Annotated in this window: 22 protein-coding genes; 11 read left to right on the top strand and 11 right to left on the bottom strand. The window is 61.5% G+C overall.

Features of this window, described 5'->3' with window-relative positions; translation table 11 throughout:
- Positions 1–9: 9 nt before the first annotated feature.
- Entirely contained in the window at positions 10–735 is a 726-nt protein-coding gene (locus CB0101_RS04435; protein WP_010307064.1) for an STAS/SEC14 domain-containing protein, read from the bottom strand.
- A 27-nt stretch (positions 736–762) separates the two neighbouring features.
- On the bottom strand, positions 763–1,932 hold the full coding sequence (locus CB0101_RS04430) for a CapA family protein (protein WP_010307068.1): 1,170 nt from the start codon (positions 1,930–1,932) through the stop codon (positions 763–765).
- Positions 1,933–2,079: 147 nt separating this feature from the next.
- Here CB0101_RS04430 and CB0101_RS04425 point away from each other — a divergent pair, with 147 nt between their 5' ends.
- The 7 genes from CB0101_RS04425 (at position 2,080) to CB0101_RS04395 (ending at position 6,597) form a co-directional block, all read left to right on the top strand.
- Positions 2,080–2,682, top strand: a complete 603-nt coding sequence (locus CB0101_RS04425; RefSeq protein ID WP_010307075.1) for a YbhB/YbcL family Raf kinase inhibitor-like protein — start codon at positions 2,080–2,082, stop codon at positions 2,680–2,682.
- 141 nt (positions 2,683–2,823) lie between these two features.
- The gene (locus CB0101_RS04420) at positions 2,824–3,024 is read left to right on the top strand and encodes a hypothetical protein (RefSeq protein ID WP_010307078.1); all 201 of its coding nucleotides are present in this window, start codon (positions 2,824–2,826) and stop codon (positions 3,022–3,024) included.
- Between the two features lie 38 nt (positions 3,025–3,062).
- Entirely contained in the window at positions 3,063–3,248 is a 186-nt protein-coding gene (locus tag CB0101_RS04415; RefSeq protein ID WP_010307082.1) for a hypothetical protein, read from the top strand.
- 62 nt (positions 3,249–3,310) lie between these two features.
- A complete protein-coding gene (locus CB0101_RS04410; protein ID WP_029552886.1) occupies positions 3,311–3,463 on the top strand; it encodes a chlorophyll a/b-binding protein in 153 nt (50 codons plus the stop codon).
- Between the two features lie 88 nt (positions 3,464–3,551).
- Positions 3,552–3,782, top strand: a complete 231-nt coding sequence (locus CB0101_RS04405; protein WP_010307087.1) for a hypothetical protein — start codon at positions 3,552–3,554, stop codon at positions 3,780–3,782.
- Complete coding sequence (locus CB0101_RS04400; RefSeq protein WP_010307090.1) at positions 3,782–3,970, top strand: hypothetical protein; 189 nt, start codon at positions 3,782–3,784, stop codon at positions 3,968–3,970. Before CB0101_RS04405 ends, CB0101_RS04400 begins: the two co-directional genes overlap by 1 nt.
- A 26-nt stretch (positions 3,971–3,996) precedes the next feature.
- Positions 3,997–6,597 (top strand): HAD-IC family P-type ATPase, encoded by a 2,601-nt coding sequence (locus CB0101_RS04395; protein WP_010307094.1) that lies wholly within the window; start codon positions 3,997–3,999, stop codon positions 6,595–6,597.
- Here CB0101_RS04395 and CB0101_RS04390 read toward each other — a convergent pair.
- Positions 6,506–6,721: a hypothetical protein gene (locus CB0101_RS04390; protein WP_071778119.1), complete on the bottom strand. Its 216-nt coding sequence runs from the start codon at positions 6,719–6,721 to the stop codon at positions 6,506–6,508. The two genes, CB0101_RS04395 and CB0101_RS04390, sit on opposite strands and share 92 nt — an antisense overlap.
- Positions 6,722–7,032: 311 nt before the next feature.
- Between CB0101_RS04390 and CB0101_RS04385 the strand changes: the two genes are divergently transcribed.
- Positions 7,033–7,632: a LuxR C-terminal-related transcriptional regulator gene (locus CB0101_RS04385; protein WP_010307102.1), complete on the top strand. Its 600-nt coding sequence runs from the start codon at positions 7,033–7,035 to the stop codon at positions 7,630–7,632.
- Positions 7,633–7,952: 320 nt separating this feature from the next.
- A complete protein-coding gene (locus tag CB0101_RS04380) occupies positions 7,953–8,729 on the top strand; it encodes a LysR substrate-binding domain-containing protein (RefSeq protein WP_010307106.1) in 777 nt (258 codons plus the stop codon).
- Positions 8,730–8,740: 11 nt separating this feature from the next.
- Here the strand turns inward: CB0101_RS04380 and CB0101_RS04375 are convergent, their stop codons facing one another.
- On the bottom strand, positions 8,741–9,031 hold the full coding sequence (locus CB0101_RS04375; RefSeq protein WP_010307110.1) for a hypothetical protein: 291 nt from the start codon (positions 9,029–9,031) through the stop codon (positions 8,741–8,743).
- 209 nt (positions 9,032–9,240) lie between these two features.
- Between CB0101_RS04375 and CB0101_RS04370 the strand changes: the two genes are divergently transcribed.
- A complete protein-coding gene (locus tag CB0101_RS04370) occupies positions 9,241–9,678 on the top strand; it encodes a hypothetical protein (RefSeq protein WP_010307113.1) in 438 nt (145 codons plus the stop codon).
- Positions 9,679–9,713: 35 nt separating this feature from the next.
- Complete coding sequence (locus tag CB0101_RS04365) at positions 9,714–10,427, top strand: ZIP family metal transporter (RefSeq protein ID WP_210409964.1); 714 nt, start codon at positions 9,714–9,716, stop codon at positions 10,425–10,427.
- Positions 10,428–10,503: 76 nt separating this feature from the next.
- Here the strand turns inward: CB0101_RS04365 and CB0101_RS04360 are convergent, their stop codons facing one another.
- From CB0101_RS04360 to CB0101_RS04330, 7 genes are all read right to left on the bottom strand, one after another.
- Positions 10,504–11,334: a hypothetical protein gene (locus tag CB0101_RS04360; RefSeq protein ID WP_136643969.1), complete on the bottom strand. Its 831-nt coding sequence runs from the start codon at positions 11,332–11,334 to the stop codon at positions 10,504–10,506.
- Positions 11,291–12,376, bottom strand: coding sequence for an HlyD family secretion protein (locus CB0101_RS04355; RefSeq protein WP_168187937.1), 1,086 nt, complete (start codon positions 12,374–12,376; stop codon positions 11,291–11,293). The genes CB0101_RS04360 and CB0101_RS04355 overlap by 44 nt, the downstream gene beginning before the upstream one ends.
- 140 nt (positions 12,377–12,516) lie before the next feature.
- Positions 12,517–14,742, bottom strand: a complete 2,226-nt coding sequence (locus tag CB0101_RS04350; RefSeq protein ID WP_010307121.1) for a peptidase domain-containing ABC transporter — start codon at positions 14,740–14,742, stop codon at positions 12,517–12,519.
- A gap of 100 nt (positions 14,743–14,842) precedes the next feature.
- Complete coding sequence (locus CB0101_RS04345) at positions 14,843–15,085, bottom strand: hypothetical protein (RefSeq protein WP_168187936.1); 243 nt, start codon at positions 15,083–15,085, stop codon at positions 14,843–14,845.
- A 40-nt stretch (positions 15,086–15,125) separates the two neighbouring features.
- Positions 15,126–15,491, bottom strand: a complete 366-nt coding sequence (locus CB0101_RS04340; protein ID WP_168187935.1) for a hypothetical protein — start codon at positions 15,489–15,491, stop codon at positions 15,126–15,128.
- Positions 15,492–16,063: 572 nt separating this feature from the next.
- Positions 16,064–16,294, bottom strand: a complete 231-nt coding sequence (locus CB0101_RS04335; RefSeq protein WP_010307130.1) for a hypothetical protein — start codon at positions 16,292–16,294, stop codon at positions 16,064–16,066.
- 134 nt (positions 16,295–16,428) lie between these two features.
- Positions 16,429–17,166: a hypothetical protein gene (locus CB0101_RS04330; protein ID WP_136643967.1), complete on the bottom strand. Its 738-nt coding sequence runs from the start codon at positions 17,164–17,166 to the stop codon at positions 16,429–16,431.
- Positions 17,167–17,195: the final 29 nt, after the last annotated feature.

The raw sequence follows: 17,195 nt of genomic DNA, 5'->3' as shown, positions 1-17,195 counted from the left end.
CTCTGCCGCTCAGTCGCAGCAGATCCAGTCCTGGGCGGCCAGGAGATCCGTACTGCTGAAGGTTTGGGTATCGGCATGGCTGAAGGCGCCGAGCACCCGTTGGGCGATCCGCTGCAAGGGGCCATGGCTCACCACGGCGAGCTTCTGGGGGCGGTGGCGATAGTCGCGGATCAGGGCCAGGTGTTGGCGCAGGGCTCCCAGGGCCAGCCAGCCATCGAATTGGCGCAGATCCAGCAACACCCGTGGCCTGTCCACCTGGCTGAACAGGTTGGCCAGGTCGTCGTCGATGCGGGCATACACCTCTGGATCCAGCAATCCAATCAGGGTGATGGTGATTACCTCGCCTTGGCGCTCCAGGTGCACGGTGCCGAGCGCTTCGCTCAGCCAGCGCCGCGCTCCCTCCACGTCGTGAAGGCCGAAGTGCTGCACCGGATAGGGCAGCAGCAGCGCGAGGGCCCGGCTGGCCTGGCGCACCCAGGCCAGGTCGGTCACCACCGCCAGGCGCTCGAATCCATCCCAGTGGCGCAGGCCGAGGTTGGTGTCATCCCAGGCGGCTTCGAGGCTGAGGCCTTCGAAATCGGGTTGCAGCACCACCAGCGCCTTGATGCGCTCGTGCTCCAGCAGCGCCGTCTCCACCTGTGGAATCACCAGCCGCTGCATCTCCTCGCCGCTGATCTGTCCGCTGCAGCTGAAGCCCAGGGTGCCGGCGGGGAGGTTGTCGATCAGCTGGATCATGGCGGCGTTGACACGGATCGGCGCAACCTATGGATGCTCTGCTCCCCTGGCGTGCGACTGGCTCGCCACTGCCGCAGCGGCGCTGCGTTGGCGTTCCAGGCGCCAGCTGGGCCCGGCTTGCCGGTAACGCCAACCTGTTGGCGCGGCTTCCAGGCCCAGTTGGTGCGCCAGCAGTTGGCGATCGCTGGTGGATGCCTCCTGGAGCTTGAAGCCCCGCAGCTGAAAGGGGCGCAGCTCGAGGCTGGCGAGGGCGCCGCTGCGGCGCTCCAGCTCGACCCCGTAGAGGCACACCAGATCAGCGCGCCAAGGGCCGTGGGCTGGTAGGCCCTCGTAGTCGTTGATCACATCGCCGCAGCCGTAGAGGATCAGCCGGCCCTGATGCACCTCCAGCGGAAGCGGGTGGTGGGAGGAATGGCCAACCACCACATCCACGCCGGCCAGCTCGATGAGCTGCCTGGCCAACCAGCGGTGTTGTTCGGGCACCACTGGCACCCAGTTCGCCCCCCAGTGCAGCGACACCACCACCCGATCGCCGGGGCGGCGCTGGCGATTGATGCAGCGGCAGAGCCATTTCACGCTGCCGCTGTTGATGCCGCTCAAGAGCGCCACGCCGGGATGCGTGGGTTGCACGCCCCAGGCCGGCGGCACCCCGCTGCTGGTGAAGGCCCAGGCAAACAGCAGCAGCTGGCGGCCATCACCCAATTGCCAGCGCGCCGGTCGCTGGGCCTGATGGGGGCTGAGGCCCGCTCCGGCGGTTTGGATCCCGGCCTGTCTCAGGCTGCGGAGAGTGTCGGCCAGGCCGTTGAACCCCCAGTCGAGGCTGTGGTTGTTGGCCAGGCTGCAGCCATCGAGGCGTGCCGCCTGCAGGGCGGTGATGTTGGCCGGGTGCATGCGGAAGTGCACGCCTTTGCCTGGCCAGGCCCGATCGCTCTGGGTGATGGCTGTTTCCAGATTCACCAGGCGCAGCTCTGGCTGTAATTGCTCCATCCAGGCCAGGCTGGCGCCCCAGGGGGTGGCCGGCTCGAAGGGGGTTGTGAGGAGCCCATGGCGCTCCTCGGCCAGCTGCGCGTAGTAGCGGGCATCCCGCACCACCGCTTCGTGCAGGGCTGGATCGCAGTGCTGGGGCATCTGCTGATCGATGCCGCGCCCGAGCATCAGATCGCCCCCCAGCAGCAGCTTCAGGGTTGGCGCTTCCACAGTTGCTGCAGCGAGGCGATGGCGAACACCAGCAGGCCGGCGGCCACAAGGGCCACGCTCAGCTGCACGGCCAGCGAGACCGGAATCAGGGGCATCACGGGATCGCCTGCGTCACTAGCGCTGCTCTACGCCGCCTGAGCTGAGCCAGTGGCGGCGGCCGCGGAGCCGCCGCAGTGGCGCTGGGATCATGCAGCTGCGCTGCCCAGGGGCTTGGAGGCAACGCACCCTGGCCGCAGTGCCTGGCCGGATCCGCGCATGGTGAGCAGCAATGGTTCGTTTCACCTCGAATCGCCAGCGTTCCGCGATGGCGAGCTGATTCCGTTGATTCACACCGCTGAGGGGCTCAACCTGTCGCCGCCACTGCGCTGGAGCGGTCCGCCGGAGCACACCCGCAGCTATGCGCTCCTGCTCGAAGACTGGGATTCCCCAGCGGGTAGCTGGGTGCATTGGCTGCTGTTCAACATCCCGGCCTCGCTGCGCGCCCTGCCGGCCGGGTTGGAGCGGAGCCCTGAACTCGCCAACGGTGCCCGCCACGGCAGTTGCTGGGGGGTGGGGCGTTTTGAGCGCATCGGCTACCAGGGCCCCTTGCCCCCCGCGGGGCTGGCCCATCGCTATGTGTTTGAACTGGTGGCGCTGGATGCGTCGCTGGATCTCCCGCCGGGTTGCACGGTGTTTGACCTGCGGGCTGCCATCGCTGATCACGAGCTGGGGCGAGCCACGCTGACGGGTCTCTACGCCAGAGGGTTGTGAGCCCCGATAGTTCGAAGACTTACAAAGCGCGGGCTACTGCGGCACTCTGCTGCATAGATTGGGCACCCCCTCTTATTTGCTCTCCCTGGAGTTTCATTCCGATCGTTTCTTTCTCTCTTGACGAGTCGTAAGCAGTTATCGATGGTGCTTCCGGTCGAGTTGATCGAGGCCATCAAACGGCGCGCCTCCGAGCAAGGGCAGAGCATCACCGGCTATGTGAGCGAGCTGGTGCGTCGCGACCTCGGCCTGTCGCAGTCGCCCCATCCGCGCGAGCTGGCCCAGCAGCTCGACCAGCTGCAGACGCGCGTTGATCAATTGGAACAGCGAGACGAAGGCTTGTAGACCTGTTGTAGAACTGGTGGTGGTTGCCCTCGTCTCCGTTGAGCGAACTGAACAGCCGCAGGTCGACCGATGTCGGTGCGCGTAGTAGTCGGATCACGATCAACCTCTCCCCTGCGCTGCATGCGGAGTTGCGCAGCTTGGCTGGGGATGAGGGGCGCAGCGTGAGCAACCTGTGCTTGCAGTTGATTCAAGCGTCGATGACGCAGCGCCAGAGCCCCAATTGAGCGGCGCAGCACCCCTGGCCCGGGGTGGGATGGCTTGGCTTGGCCCAGCTGTTTTGCCGGCCATGTCATTGCTTCAGCACTGGGGGTTCACGGATCAGGCCGAGCGCTGGAATGGGCGCCTGGCGATGCTGGGTTTTGTGATCGCCCTGGCCACCGAATTGCTCACTGGCCAGGGAGTGTTGGCTCAGCTGCGTTCCCTCTGGCCCGGGCCCTGAGCACAACTGCAGCAGCACAGCCTCAGGCGGGTCTGTTGCCTTGGTTCTGCCCTCAGGCTGGAGGCGTGCACTCGGATGGAGCCGTGTGATGGACAACCCCAACTGGGAAATCGGTGTGTCGGCCGACAGCCTTGATCAGCTGTTGAGCGGCGAGCAGGCTGGCTCAACCCTCTGGTTTCTGGCGGGATACGCGAAGGGCATCAGCGACAGCCAGGCACTGCATCGCGGCGAACGCCACATGGTGCTCGAACCCGATGGCGATCAAGGCTGGCGGTTACGCAGTGCGGCTGTGGAGGCACGCATGGAGGGGCAGCCCTGATGAGCACGCTGCCCACCACCACCGCTTGCTACCAGCATCGGATCGCTGAGCTGCAGGCTCAGATTCAGGATCTGCTCCTAACGCTGAGCGATCCGCCCTGCAGCCCGGCTGAGGTGAGGCACCTCGATCGTCAGATGCAGCCGCTTTACGCCGCCATCTGGGCGATGCACGCTGAAACCAACGCCTGAGCCAGCTGGGTGGCTCCTCGAGCTTGATGCCTGCTGCACCCACCCCTTGGCATGCCCTGCCGCCTGCCGGCAATGCCGCCGGGCTCAGCTGTGTAGAGGCCGAACGCCGCTTGGCCGCCAACGGCCCCAATCGGTTGCCCCAGGCTCCGGCCCCGGCTCTGGCGGCGGTGTTGGTGCGCCAGTTCGCCAGCCCACTCATCGCCGTGCTGCTGCTGGCGGCCTTGCTCTCGTTGGCGGTGGGCGACCGCAAAGATGCCCTTTTTATCGCGGCGGTGCTGCTGCTCAATGCCGCCGTGGGCGGGCTGCAGGAATGGAAGGCGGAGCGCCGTAGCCATGCGCTGCGCCAATTGCTGAAGGTGCAGGCCCTGGTGTTGCGCGATGGCGAGGCCGTGCTGCGGGATGCCGAATCCCTGGTGGTCGGCGATGCCGTGTTGCTGGAGAGCGGCCAGGTGGTGGCAGCGGATCTGCGCTTGCTGCGCAGCCACAACCTCGAGCTCGATGAAGCGCTGCTCACGGGCGAATCGCTGCCGGTGCACAAACACGCCCTGGCGCAGCTGCCGCTGGACACGCCCCTGGCCGAGCGCTGCACCATGGCCCATGCCGGCAGCACCGTGGCCCGCGGCCGCGGGCTGGGGTTGGTGGTGGCCACCGGCTCGGCCACGGAGGTGGGCCGCTTGGCGAGCGATCTGCAAACGATCACGCCCGGCCGGCCGCCCCTGCTGCAGCGCATGGATCGCTTCAGCCGCAGCATCGGATTGCTGGTGAGCCTGGCGGCCCTGGTGGTGGCCTGGTTGGCGATGGCCCGCGGCGGCCTCACCCTGCTGGAGGCGCTGCTGTTCGCCGTGGCGCTGGCGGTGTCAGCCATTCCTGAGGGCCTGCCGGTGGCGCTCACGGTGGCCCTGGCGGTGGCCAGCCATCGCATGGCTCAGCGCCAGGTGATTGTGCGGCGCTTACCGGCGGTGGAGGGGTTGGGGAGCTGCACCCTGATCGCGAGCGATAAAACCGGCACGCTCACCTGCAATCAGCTGTCGGTGGAGCAGGTGCGGCCGGCGGAGGGCATTGGCCTGGAACGGCTGGCCCGGGCAGCGGTGCTGTGCAACGAAGCGGATCTGCATCGTCGCGATGGGGTGTGGGAAGGGCGCGGCGATCCCACCGATGTGGCCTTGCTCCAGTTCGCCCGCCAGCAGGGGTGGAGCCGAGACACGGCCCTGTTGGCGGAACCGCAGCTGAATGCGATTCCGTTTGAGCCCGAACACCGCTTTGCTGCCAGCTTTCACGCCTGCGGCACGGCGGGCACTGCCGTGCTGGTGAAGGGCGCGCCGGAGCGGGTGTTGCCGATGTGTGCCTTGAGCCCAGCTCAGCAGCGGGATGGGCTGGAGCAGGCCGCTGCGCTGGCGGGCCAGGGGCTGCGGGTGTTGGCGTTGGCGGAGGGCACGGGCCTTGAGCCGGTGGCGGAGCAGGCCACCCCGCCTGAGCCCAAGGGGCTGCGCTGGCTTGGGCTTCTGGGCTTGATGGATCCGCTGCGCCCGGGGGTGGTCGACGCGGTGCGGCGCTGCCATCAGGCCGGGATCCGCGTGTGGATGATCACCGGCGATCACCCCACCACGGCAGCCGCGATCGCCCGGCAGCTGGGGTTACTGCAGGGGGATGATGCCGTGGTGGAAGGGCGTGATCTGGAGCAGGCGAGTTCTCGGCAGCTGCAGCGGCTCGTTGCCAGCCGCTGTGTGTTTGCCCGCATGGCGCCCCATCAGAAGCTGCAGCTGGTGCAGGCGGCCCAGCGGGCCGGCCATTTTGTGGCTGTTACCGGCGATGGGGTGAACGATGCTCCGGCGCTGCGGGCGGCTCCGATCGGGATTGCGATGGGCCGCAGCGGCACGGATGTGGCTAGGGAGGCCGCTGATCTGGTGCTGGCCGACGACGGCTTTGCCTCCATCGTGGCCGGCATCGAAGAAGGCCGAATCGCCTACGCCAATGTGCGCAAGGTGATCGCCTTGTTGGTCTCGTCGGGCGCGGCGGAGATCGTGTTGATCACCCTGGCGGTGGCCAGTGGATTGCCTTTGCCCCTGCTGCCGGTGCAACTGCTCTGGCTGAACCTGGCCACCAATGGCGTTCAAGACGTGGCCCTGGCTTTCGAGCCGGCCGAGGGGAATGTGCTGCTCCAGCGGCCCCGGTCGCCGCAGGAGCCGGTGTTTGATCGGCTGATGCGGCAGCGCACACTGCTGGCGGCCCTGGTGATGGGGCTGGTGGGCTTTGGTTTGTATGCCGCATTGCTGAAGCAGGGGTGGCCGCTGGAGCAAGCCCGCAATGCCTTGTTGCTGCAGATGGTGCTGTTTGAAAACGTTCAGATCGGCAATTGCCGCCTGGAGCACCATTCCGTGTTCAGCTCTTCACCGCTGCGATCCCCCCTGTTGCTGGCGGGCATCGCGGCGGCCTTTGGGCTGCATGTGGTGGTGATGCATGTGCCCTTGGGTCAGCAGCTGCTCGGCACCGGACCGCTGCCGTTGCAGCAATGGCTGGTGGAGTTGGCGTTAAGCCTCAGCGTGCTCTTGGCTGTGGAGCTGCAGAAGGCGCTTCAACGCCGCGCCGATCGAGGGAGCTCTCCAGTAGGTAGGCCGCCAGGTTGCTGAGGGAGCGGCCCTCGCGGCTGCTGCGTTCCACCAGGGCGTCGAGGGTGGAGTAAGCCACGGTGATGGTGAGCCGTTGGCTGGAGCGGAATTGGCTGGCAGCGGAGCGCGGGTTGAGGGAAACCATCGGCAATGCCGTAAGGATTCCTTAAGGATTCGGGCTGTTGGGTTCTTCTCGCTAGTCCCTTGTTGTGGGCTTCCGGATTTCGGGGGGGGGATTGAGGCGTTGAGCCCCTCTTCTGCAGCAAATAGGCTTGAAATGTGAATAAGCATGCTTGTAATCGCTGTATGCATTATTTGTATAAGCCTTGATGGGTGAAGGAGTTTGCTTCTTGCTATCCCATCGGAGGTCAGTCTTGAGGGTCGCTGCTGTTGTAGTTATCTTGTAGGTCCAGCGGCGAGTGGTGCTTGGGTGTTGTTGTTCTTGATCGTCACCGCATGGTCGGCCAGGCCATTGCCGGTGTTCTCTCGGAAGTGGCCGGGCTTGATGTGATGGGGGTTTGTGCTTCCGTGCAGGAGGCAAAGCTGTTGATTCGTCGCCATCCGCCGCGGTTGTTGGTGCTGGATGTGGAGTTGGGGGATGGGAGCTACTGCGAGGCTGCGGATTTGCTGCTGCAGCTGCGGCCGGATGCTGAGCTGCTGGTCGTGACTGCCATGGCTGAGGCCTTCTCTCCTCCGGCTGATCTGGCCCGGTGTGTGATTGCTGTGGTGGATAAAGCGTTGGCTTGGGATCAGCTGATGGCTGTGGTGCTGGCCTGGAAGGACCGCTGCCAGAACCAGGTGAGGACCCACCTGCCCAGTTGTCAGGACCTACTCAGTGCCATCGAGCGGCTCAGCCCAAGGGAGCAGCGCGTGGTGCGAGCGCTGGGGTGCGGGCTGCTCAACAAGGAGATTGCGAGTCGCTTGAACTTGAGCAATGCCACTGTGGAGACCTATCGCAAGCATGTGGCAGCCAGGCTCGGAGTGAGCGGTGCGGAGCTGGTGCGACTGGCCTCCCTGTATCGCATGCTCAGTTGGGATGCGAGTCGATCCAGTTAGCGCCTTGTCGCCGGCGCTTTTTCTTGTGTCGGGGTGGATGGCGGGTGCCCCGTGGCTGGAGCGTCTGGTTGGGAGCTGGTGTGAGGTCGGGGCGGGCGATGGAAGGGACCCCTCAGCGTTGGCTTGTAGATGGTTTGTAGGTTCTTTGTGTCGATGTCGGCGAGCTGGATCCTTCGCTGGAGGTTTTCGGCCAAAGATCCCCTGCAATCGCTCTCCGGCAGGTGGTTCTTCCGCTTGAACATCTTGCGGTTCTGGATCTCTACCTATGGCTGGAGTAGGAGCTCGCCATCAGTGCCCTCACCAAGGTTCACCAGAGCACGGTGTCGCGCCAGATTCGCGCTGCGCTGAAGTTGTTTGAGCTCCGCCTCAGCCGGGCCAGCTCGCATCTGGAGCTGCTGGGTGATCCTGCGTTGCTGCTGGCGGAGCGTGCGGTGCATCAACAGGCCCGCTTGCGTGGTCGGGCTCCGCTTCGGGCCGATGCCACCTATGCCTCGGGGCCTTGGCTGTTGTCGACCCCGCCGGAGGGATGGCTGGTGGGTCGCTTTGATTTACCGGGTCTGCACCGTCCGCTGCAGTTGCTGCGGGATCGGGTGATCGACGCCTGGGTGGGCAGCTATCAACCGGATCTGCCCGACGCTGATGATCCCGAGTGGTGGGTGCTCGATCTGTTGCGGGAGCCAGTGCAGTTGCTGGCAGCGCCGGATCATCCCCTGGCTCAGGTGCGCGACCTGCGCGTGGGTGACTTTGAGCCTTTCCCCAGCCTGGCGTTGCCATCAGGCTGGTTTCCGCGCACTGAAGCCGTGTTGCGGGAGCAGGGGCTGTGGAGCGATCCGGTGCGCATCCAGCGCTACGACCCAAGCTGTTGGGAAGGGCGCTGCGCCGATGGCGTCACCCTCAGTTATGGCCAGAGCCTCACCGAGGCCCTTCAGCCCACCACCGTGCGCCTCGACTGGGATCTTGGCCTGATCACCGGAGAAGCGCTGGTGGTGCGGCGCGATCTGATGGATGAACCAGCCATTCAGCAGCTGGTGGAGCATCTGCAGCAGCAGGCGCGTTTGGTGGCTGGTCGATTCGGGGATGTGGAGCTGATGCTCTGAGCCAGCGCCCATCACCAGATCGGGCAGCCCCAGCCACCCATCCCAGGCCCGCTCATGCCGGGGCCGTGATGCCAGCCCGTGCTGGTGGTGCGTTGGCACTGATCCAGATCAGACCAGGTTTTGGCTTGGTTCACGCAGCGCAGTCGCTGCTCCAGACGGGCCTGAAGCTGTTGGGTCACCTGGCGCATCAGCTGGCGCCGCTCCTCGAAGCTGTTGGGCTGAGCCTGGGCCTGGGCCGGCCAGGTCAGAAGCGGTAAGGCCAGCCAGACCCATCGGGAGGCATTGGTGTGTCGATGGCTCATCAGGGGAGACGATCGGCGCTGATTGACGTCTTTCCTTCGGCATACGGGCCCTCATTACGCCTGGCAGGCCCTGCCGGGCATCTGCTGCATCAGCGCTGTTGCGTCTTCTCCGTTTGGCCGGTTTGAAGCTTGCGCAAGGCATGCAGCTCTGCTGCCGATGTGCTCACGGTTGAAGCCATTCAGTGGTGTTGATCGCTTGAAACTGGAGGGTGTGCAACAAGATCGTGGATTCCGCTGCGTTGCGTGTAGCCGGCCTTTGGGGTGCATGGCTGTTGTTGATGCTCTTCCATGTGGAATTGGGGCTGATGCCGCTCTTCCATGGCGTGTCGGTGGAGATCAAGAGCCAGGTTGCTGCATCACGGCTGCCCAGAATCTTTCTGGCGATGCTGCTGTATTTCCTGATTCCTGTGATCGCCATGTTGTTGGCGCTCCATGCCGTATCTGAACCGGCAGGTTGGAGTAACACAATCCCCTGGAGGCAGGCTCAGTTTCTGCTCAGCGTGCTCTACAGCCTGACCAATCTGGCTCACCTGGTGGCCGATATCCGGATCCCTGATTCCCGCAGTGATCAGGTGGTTCTGATGCTCGTGCTCACGCTGGTGGGCGTGTTTCTGAATCTCGAGACCTGGCTGTGGTGGCAGGGATGAGCCATGGAGTCACGATTCTGCTGGGTAGCTTGCTGATGTCGCTCGTGGCGTTAGTGGGTGCCTTCACGCTGGTGTTGCCGGCACGGCGACTGCAGCAGGTTTTGGCACCACTGGTGTCGCTGGCAGCAGGCTCGCTCTTGGGTGGTGCACTGTTTCATATGTTGCCGGAGGGATTCTCGGCCCTCAATCCGTTGCGGTCCGGCGAATGGATTGCAGCTGGTTTTACGGCATTCCTGGCGCTCGAGCAGTTTTTGCATTGGCATCATTCCCATCGCCAGAACGGGCGGCTTTTTGCTGCTACCGGTTCGCGGGAGCCCATGGGCTTGTTGATCTTGATGGGGGATGGGCTGCACAACTTCATTGGTGGTCTGGGTATCGCCAGCACCTTTCTGATCAATCCACCGGCCGGTGTGGCTGCCTGGATGGCTGCCGTGGCTCATGAAATCCCCCAAGAGCTTGGTGATTTTGGTGTCTTGGTGCACAGCGGCTGGAAGCCCCGCAGGGCGCTGTTCTGGAATTTGATCTCCGCTCTCACCTTCCCGCTGGGTGCATTGATGGCTTGGTGGCTCAGAGATTTGATTCCACTGGCGCCATTGGTGCTCTTTGCAGCTGGCAATTTCATCTATATCGCTGCCTCTGATCTTGTGCCTGAAATCAAGCATCATTCGGAGCCTGGCGTCGCGCTTCAAGGCTTTGCTTGCTTCAGTGGCGGTCTGTTGGTGATGCTTGTGATCGCGCAGGTGGCCTGAAGAAAAAAGCTTCCGGCGGCAGAGCTGAGTCTGCTGCCGGAAGCCCTGGTTGCGTTGTTCCTAGCTCCTGGTGCCCTTAGACGATGATGAAATCGCTGCTGCCGATCACTGGGGCTCCCTCAAAAATCGCGAACAGACCTCCTTTCTTGCCAAAGCCCTTCTCCTCGCTGTTGGCGTTGAAATAGAGCCGGCCAGAGAACTGCTCGTAGATGATGTCGCTGTCGGTTTTGGCAGCCCGATTGCGGCCTCGCTTGCTGCCAACAGCCACGAAGTCAAGGTCACCCATTCCTTTGAAGATGCGTTTTGAGAGTTCCAACGTGTCGCCTGCATCACCGCTGAAGTTGGTGATTCGGTCGACTCGGGAGCGGCGACGACTACCCCGGAAGTATTGGAGCGAATCAAATCGGTAACGCCGGCTCAGGCTGCCGCTGGCCTCGCTGGTGCCGCACAAGAAGCCATCCCCGAGTTGCGACTCGCTGTTGGCCTGCCCCATTCCGTTGTACAGCGTCTCCTGGTTTTGGTTGGAGCTGTAGCTGTACACGGTGAGGTTGTGCACCGAATAGTCGAAGTTCGAGTTCACGGCCACTTGGTTGCCGTTGGAGGTATTTGATGAACTTCCGGAGCCACTCTCCGTTCCAGTGATGGGATCTAGAGGTGCTTCCACCACAGGATCTATGGTTTCGGTGGCTGCTGGTTCGAGAACCTCGGGTTCAATCACCATCGGGTCAATGACTGCCGGATCGAGCACCTGAGTGTCAGTATCCATCCTGAAAAGGGGTGAGATGATGCCCCAGAAGCGTATGGATCTTCGGCTTGATTGATGGGTGTTACTGCGCTCCGATTCTGCTGTAATCTGCTTGTCTTCAGGTCCCAGTTGTGAGTCGTAACTTGGTGAGAATGAAGCCAAGAATCGTGGTTTGCCGCGTTACAACATCGGCCTGTACATCCATGCCATGACGCAGTAAACAGGTGCGGCTTCCATTGGTGAGTGGTTTTGCTGACGGCAGCAGAGAGACCTGGAAACCGGGGTTGCCAGTGCCATTACGACCTGTGCCCTGGCTAATCGTGTCGGCAGAAATGTTCAGCACCCGCGCCTTCAGCACGCCGAATTCTGGGTAAGGACAACCGGCGATGCGGAGGTGGGCCGGTTGATTCGCCTTGATCGTGCCGACATCGGAGCTTGGCACGCTCAGTTTCACTTGTAGCTCGCCCTGGCTGGGTGCGATCTGCGCCAGCACCTCGCCGCTGCGGATCACCTGCTGCGGATGCCTGAGGTTGCTCACAATCACTGACCCGGCTTTGGGCGCCTTGATCACGCTGTTGAGCAAGGCGCGTTTGACCTCCTCGAGACGGGCACGCGTTTGATCCACCTGTTTGGCGAGTTCTCGGCTGTCACGCGTGGCCTGGTTGGAGCCCTGGCCAAGCCGAGCCAGTTCGGCGGCGCCGCGTGCTTCTTGTTCCCGCAGTGCTTGCCGGGCCTTGGCCAACTCGTTGCGTGCCAATACCGCTTGGGCCTGTTTTTCCTCGATCACTGTTTCGGCAACGGCACCGCTGGAGAGCAAGCTGCGGTAGCGCTTGAGTTCAACCTCCCGGTACTGCAGGGTTGAGGCCGCGCTGTCGAGATCGCGCTGTGCTGAGTTGAGTTGGGCTCTGTTCAAAGAGCGTGTGGCGTTGGTCTGTTGCTGCGCATCCAGACGCGAGGCCTGGCTATCGCGCTGTTGGGCCAACGACTGGGTCAGCTCCGCTTCCAATTTCCGTCGCTCGTTGTCCAGGCTGCGGCGATCGAGTTCCGCCAAGCGTTCGCCCTTCTGGACCACTTGGTTCTCCTTGACCCAGACCCTCGCCAGCACACCATCGAGTTGGCTCTGAACGATGGTGTTTTCTCCGGCCGGTCGGATCACGCCTGCAGCGCGCACGGTCTCCTGCCAGGGCCAGATGGCAAGGGCCAACACACTGGCGGCACCAACCACCAGTGTCCGCTGCCCCAGCGTTTTGCTCCACTGACCGAGCTCCGGTAGGAAGTCATCGGCCTGCAGGGGGGTGAGCTGGGCAGGAATGATGTCGCTGCGGCGTTGAAGGTTGCTCATCGTCAGGCTGCAGAGAGATAGGGGGAGACCATGGCGCTGTCGGCCAGAACGGCAGGGCTGTCCTGCTGTTTCACCTGGCCTCGCTCGATGTAGACAATCCAATCGGCGCGCAGAATCACCGACGGGCGATGGCTCACCAAGATCGTGGTGCGGCCTTTGCGGTACGCCAACAGGCGATCCATCAGCCGTTGCTCCAGCACCGGATCGAGGGCTGAGGTGGATTCATCCATGATCAGCACCGGTGGATCGTTGATCAGAGCGCGCGCAATCGCCAGCCGCTGTTTCTGACCTCCCGAAAGGTTGGCGCCGAATTCACCCAGCACCGTTCCGTAGCCGTCGGGCAGATCGTGAATGAAGTCGTCTGCCATGGCCAACTTGCAGGCCTCCACCACCTGGGCAAAGTCCACCCCTGGATGGGTAAAGGCGAAGTTGTCGAAGATGCTGCGGTTGAAGAAGTGCGATTCCTGCGGCACTAGCACCACCTGCCGCCGAAGGCTATCGAGGTTCAGATCGCGTGAACTGAAGCTGCCGTAGTGGATACTGCCGTGCTCTAGCGGATAGATGCCGGCGATCAGCTTGGTGATGCTGCTTTTCCCACATCCGGATTCACCGATCAGGGCCGTCGTGCGTCCACCAGGAATCTCCAGGGTGAAGTGATCGAGTAAGGCTCGGCGGCCTGGATAGTGCCAGCTGATGTCGTTGCAGCGAATCGGTGCTTGGGAGCTGATGCCGGCATGGTGTTTTTGACCATCACGGGCATTTTCTGGATCCCGTTCCAACACTTCTGAGAGGCGGCGCAGCACAACACCGGACGTGATCAATTCCTGCGACAGGCCGCTCAGCCCCGCCAAAAAGCCGAGCACATTCGCCCCCATGCCATTGAAAGCGAGCAGCTGGCCGATGCTGAGCTGGCTGTTGATCACAAAGCTGCTGCCGTACCAAAGCAAAGCAATCGACGTGAGGCCACCCAGCAGGCTTGTGGCCGTGCTCTCATTGAGGCGCAGACGTGTGGTGTCCCAGCTCAATCGTGCTAGCCGACCGAAGTTGCGTTGGTATTCCTGCCAGGCCTGGGGTGTCGCCTCTGTTGTTTTGAGAACCGTGGCGGCGCGGAACACCTCCACCAGATAGCCCTGATTTTCCGACGATCCCACCAGCAGTTTCTTGATCTTGGTCTGCACTGCGGGCAGGAAGCTCAGGTTGCAGATCACCACTGCCGCGTAACAGGCCACGGCCGCCAGGGTGAGCGGGGCGCTGTAGGTGAGCATCCAGATCAGAGAGATTGCTGCAATACACAGCTGGCTCGGTAGACCAGTGACCACTCCCGTGAGCAGCCCATTGATGTGTTCGATGTCGCCAATACGACTCACTACCTCACCACTGCGATGGCTTTCGAAGTAGTTGATCGGCAGATGGAACAACCGCTGGCCGTAGTGCATGATCATCTGCAACTGCAGCTTCTGGCCAAAGTGGCCCACCATGTGGCCTTGCACCCAGCCGAGGCCATTGCGCAAGGCGGTGAGGAGCATGATGCCGATGCTCAGGCTGGTGAGCATGTGCACATCACCACGCACCAGAACGTCGTCGGTGAGGATCTGCATCAACACAGGCATGCTCAGAGCCAGAGTGCCGATCACGATGTTGAGCATCAGCACCTGCATCAGCAGGCCTTTGAAGGGCTTCACGAATTCGGTAAGCACCCATAGGCCTTTACTGGCTGGCTCCTTCTCTGCCGTGTTGAATCGGGCCGGGTCTGGCTCCAGCAGCAGAACCACTCCGTTTTGCCAGTGCTGCAGAAAAGCTTCCTTGGGTATCTCCCGGATCCCTACGGCAGGGTCAGCGATCACCAGCTCATCACCTTTTCTCCCGTGTAACACCACCCAATGGTTGCCATTCCAATGGCAGACCATTGGCAGAGGTAGTTCGTCTAGGTGCTCAACAAGGCTGGCATCTGCTTTGGCTGCCCGAGCTTGTAAGCCCAGTTGTTCGGCACCGCGCTTCAGCCCCAGCAGCGTTGTTCCTGTTGCCATCGTGCCCACGCATTCGCGAACCCGTCCGATGGTGAGCTTGCGGCCGTGATGCTCACAGATCGTGGCAATGCAAGCGGCACCACAGTCTTCTTCATTGAACTGGCGCACGCAGGTGTAATGCCGATCCTGACCGCTGAAGGCTGCTGTGAGCTGCTGTTTCCATGCATGCAGCGAGGTGGTGTTGAGATGGGGAAGCTTCATGGGCTGGGCACTGCCGCACGATGTGACTGATGAAAACGGCCCTGGACCAGCCAGAGCCGTGGGACACGGAGTGACGCTGTGCGATCACTTTCTCTGGGCTTCAAAAATTAAAGAGTCCTGCAATCAAGGCATTCCAGAGTGATGAGCCGTTGTTTTGATCCAGGCTGGAATTCCCGCCTAGAACGGCAATGGCTGAGCCGGCATTGATCTGAGGGACCGTATTGATGATGATGTTCGGACTGACCTGAATAGCTGGTAATGCAAAGGTGAATCCGCCGCCAATCTCCTCGGCCTCAAAATCACTAAGCGTGTGCATGGCAGTTTTCGTTTGTAAGGGCAGCAAAAAGGGCCACATCGCTGCGGCCCCTGATTTTCTCTATGGCTCAGATGGTGAAGCTGAAGCCGAAGTTGCTAATCGAGTTGTAGTTCTTCTGGATGTTCTTGGCGTCTGCCGTGCTTGCACCACCGGAAGGCATCTTGTGGAACCAGGGATGCCAGCCGCCACCACCGCCTGTGGCAGTAGCGCTGGATGCCCATGCGGAACCCACGTTGGACTGGCTGACCAGATTGTTGATCTCCATAGTGGAGGTCTTGCTGGTCAGGCTAGGGAATGCCCAGCCGTTGCCACCAGTCAGCCCCTGGATTTCAGCGTCATGCAGAAGTTCGAGTTTGATCATTTGCCTTTGATGAAAATGAGGGCAATGCCCATCCTGGTTTAAGTTCCTTTTTTCTGTTTGACGGGTTTTCATCGTTTCTGCAGCATTAGCTGTCTTTGCGCTATGCCTGGCTTCTCGCTTTCTGTTTGGCTGTGAGTTGTGTTTTTCGCATCCTGCAGTCGTTTCAGGGATCTCGCTAAGCATCTTGAGCTCTTGCGGTATCTGTCGCTGGTATTTGCTGGGTCTTAGTCTCCACTCTCTTGCGCAAAAAAAAGGGGCTTTCGTGGCCCCCGTTTGGTCTCTGGTGTTTGTTAGCCAATATTGATGATGCTCGTGCCTTGTCCGTATGTGTTGAATGCGTTGTTGTTGCCTAAGAGGTTGAAGGAGTAGTTCGAGGACCTTAAGAATGGAGCTGTAATAATTACTGGGCTTACGGATGGGCTGACATTGATTGTTGGGCTTCCGATGCCAAATGTTGCTGTTTCAATCTTTTCTGCAGCTTGCTGCCACCTGAAGAATTTCGATCCTCCGTTGATTGTTTCGCTTCTTTCTGCTGATAGTTCGTTGATCATGACTTTCGTGGGGGGCTTTTGATTTGAACTGGAAAGCCCGCTCGCGTAGCGCGAGCGGGCATAAGCGCGCTATATGAATGTTAGGGTGTTGCGTCAGGCAGGGGTGACGTAGGTGGTGGTGGGGCCAACGTTAAAGCTTCCAAGTGCGTTTTTGCCGCGGACATTGAAGCTGCGGTTGTTCTGGCTTCCGTTGTTGGAGTAGGTTGCAGAACCGCCATAAATGACGCGACGGGGTTTGGTCAGGTTAAGGGTGAGTTCGAGTTCCTCTCGTCCGCCACCGCAGAGTGCTTCGCAGTGGTTTTCTTGAAGGGTTTGGATGATCATGGATTTTGGTAAAAACTGCTTTGATCTGTGGGCATGTGCCCATCTTGAGTGTGATTGCTTTTCCTGCTCTTGGTCTTTGTTGTGCGTTTCTGCCGCGGCACCGCTGCTCGACGAGGTCGCCTGATTGCGCTTGGTCAGTCCAGTTCTTTTCCTGGTATCGCAGGGTGATGTCGATGTGCTTGATTGCCAAAGTGTTTGTGTGCAGCGGCCAGGAGTTCTTTGTCGCTCCAAGCTGTATCGTCTGCTTCGCATACCTCAAGGCGAGTTGCGTCGGAGGGGTAGTGCTTTTCTAGAAATTTGTAGAGCGTCTTCCGCATATCGCTTTCACCATGTCCATGGCCAACAACTAGAACCCGATCTGCTTGGGTCATTGCTCCTCTCAGCGCTTGTAGAAACTCATGATCTAGTGGTGCGCGTTGTCCTGCGATGTCACGATCATGGCGATGACTGAGGCGTTGATGGCTGCTCCACAGCCCATGTGGTTGGAGGGTGCTCGTTTCCACAGCATCACCTTCCAGCCACCAAAGACGTGCGCCACGATGATCAAGGTGAATGACCAGCCGTTTGGCCTGCTCTCCCCTGGGATGTGGCTGTGGTGTATCTGGGTGCTCGGGTGTGACGCCTGCCTCCTCCAGAAATCGGCGTAGCCGCAACACTCCATCTGCATCAAGTAAGGGATGGTGCTGCCCTGCTGCTGCATGCAACACCATGGTTTCACCACTGGCCAGTTGCAGCTTCAGTCGGTGATCCGACAAGTGTTCAACGTGAGCCTCTAGATCCACCAGCATCGTTTCGACATCACTCATGCGCAGGTCATGCCGCAGCGGATGGTGAAATACAGCTTCCAGTGTGTGCGCGTGCTGCTTTTTCATCACGGCGTCTGATCGGGAGATCCTCAAAC

Source organism: Synechococcus sp. CB0101, assembly GCF_000179235.2.
Classification (GTDB): domain Bacteria; phylum Cyanobacteriota; class Cyanobacteriia; order PCC-6307; family Cyanobiaceae; genus Vulcanococcus.
Note: the sequence above shows the minus strand (reverse complement) of the source record. Positions and strands in the feature narration are given on the sequence as shown.

What these genes read in the sequence shown, in the direction of transcription:
- CB0101_RS04385 (WP_010307102.1), top strand. Translation starts at nt 7,033, where the DNA reads ATGGTCGGCCAGGCCATTGCCGGTGTTCTCTCGGAAGTGGCCGGGCTT.
- CB0101_RS04365 (WP_210409964.1), top strand. Translation starts at nt 9,714, where the DNA reads ATGTCGCTCGTGGCGTTAGTGGGTGCCTTCACGCTGGTGTTGCCGGCA.
- CB0101_RS04375 (WP_010307110.1), bottom strand. Translation starts at nt 9,031, where the DNA reads ATGAGCCATCGACACACCAATGCCTCCCGATGGGTCTGGCTGGCCTTA.
- CB0101_RS04400 (WP_010307090.1), top strand. Translation starts at nt 3,782, where the DNA reads ATGAGCACGCTGCCCACCACCACCGCTTGCTACCAGCATCGGATCGCT.
- CB0101_RS04435 (WP_010307064.1), bottom strand. Translation starts at nt 735, where the DNA reads ATGATCCAGCTGATCGACAACCTCCCCGCCGGCACCCTGGGCTTCAGC.
- CB0101_RS04390 (WP_071778119.1), bottom strand. Translation starts at nt 6,721, where the DNA reads ATGGTTTCCCTCAACCCGCGCTCCGCTGCCAGCCAATTCCGCTCCAGC.
- CB0101_RS04410 (WP_029552886.1), top strand. Translation starts at nt 3,311, where the DNA reads ATGTCATTGCTTCAGCACTGGGGGTTCACGGATCAGGCCGAGCGCTGG.
- CB0101_RS04420 (WP_010307078.1), top strand. Translation starts at nt 2,824, where the DNA reads ATGGTGCTTCCGGTCGAGTTGATCGAGGCCATCAAACGGCGCGCCTCC.
- CB0101_RS04340 (WP_168187935.1), bottom strand. Translation starts at nt 15,491, where the DNA reads ATGAAAACCCGTCAAACAGAAAAAAGGAACTTAAACCAGGATGGGCAT.
- CB0101_RS04350 (WP_010307121.1), bottom strand. Translation starts at nt 14,742, where the DNA reads ATGAAGCTTCCCCATCTCAACACCACCTCGCTGCATGCATGGAAACAG.
- CB0101_RS04395 (WP_010307094.1), top strand. Translation starts at nt 3,997, where the DNA reads ATGCCTGCTGCACCCACCCCTTGGCATGCCCTGCCGCCTGCCGGCAAT.
- CB0101_RS04330 (WP_136643967.1), bottom strand. Translation starts at nt 17,166, where the DNA reads ATGAAAAAGCAGCACGCGCACACACTGGAAGCTGTATTTCACCATCCG.
- CB0101_RS04335 (WP_010307130.1), bottom strand. Translation starts at nt 16,294, where the DNA reads ATGATCATCCAAACCCTTCAAGAAAACCACTGCGAAGCACTCTGCGGT.
- CB0101_RS04405 (WP_010307087.1), top strand. Translation starts at nt 3,552, where the DNA reads ATGGACAACCCCAACTGGGAAATCGGTGTGTCGGCCGACAGCCTTGAT.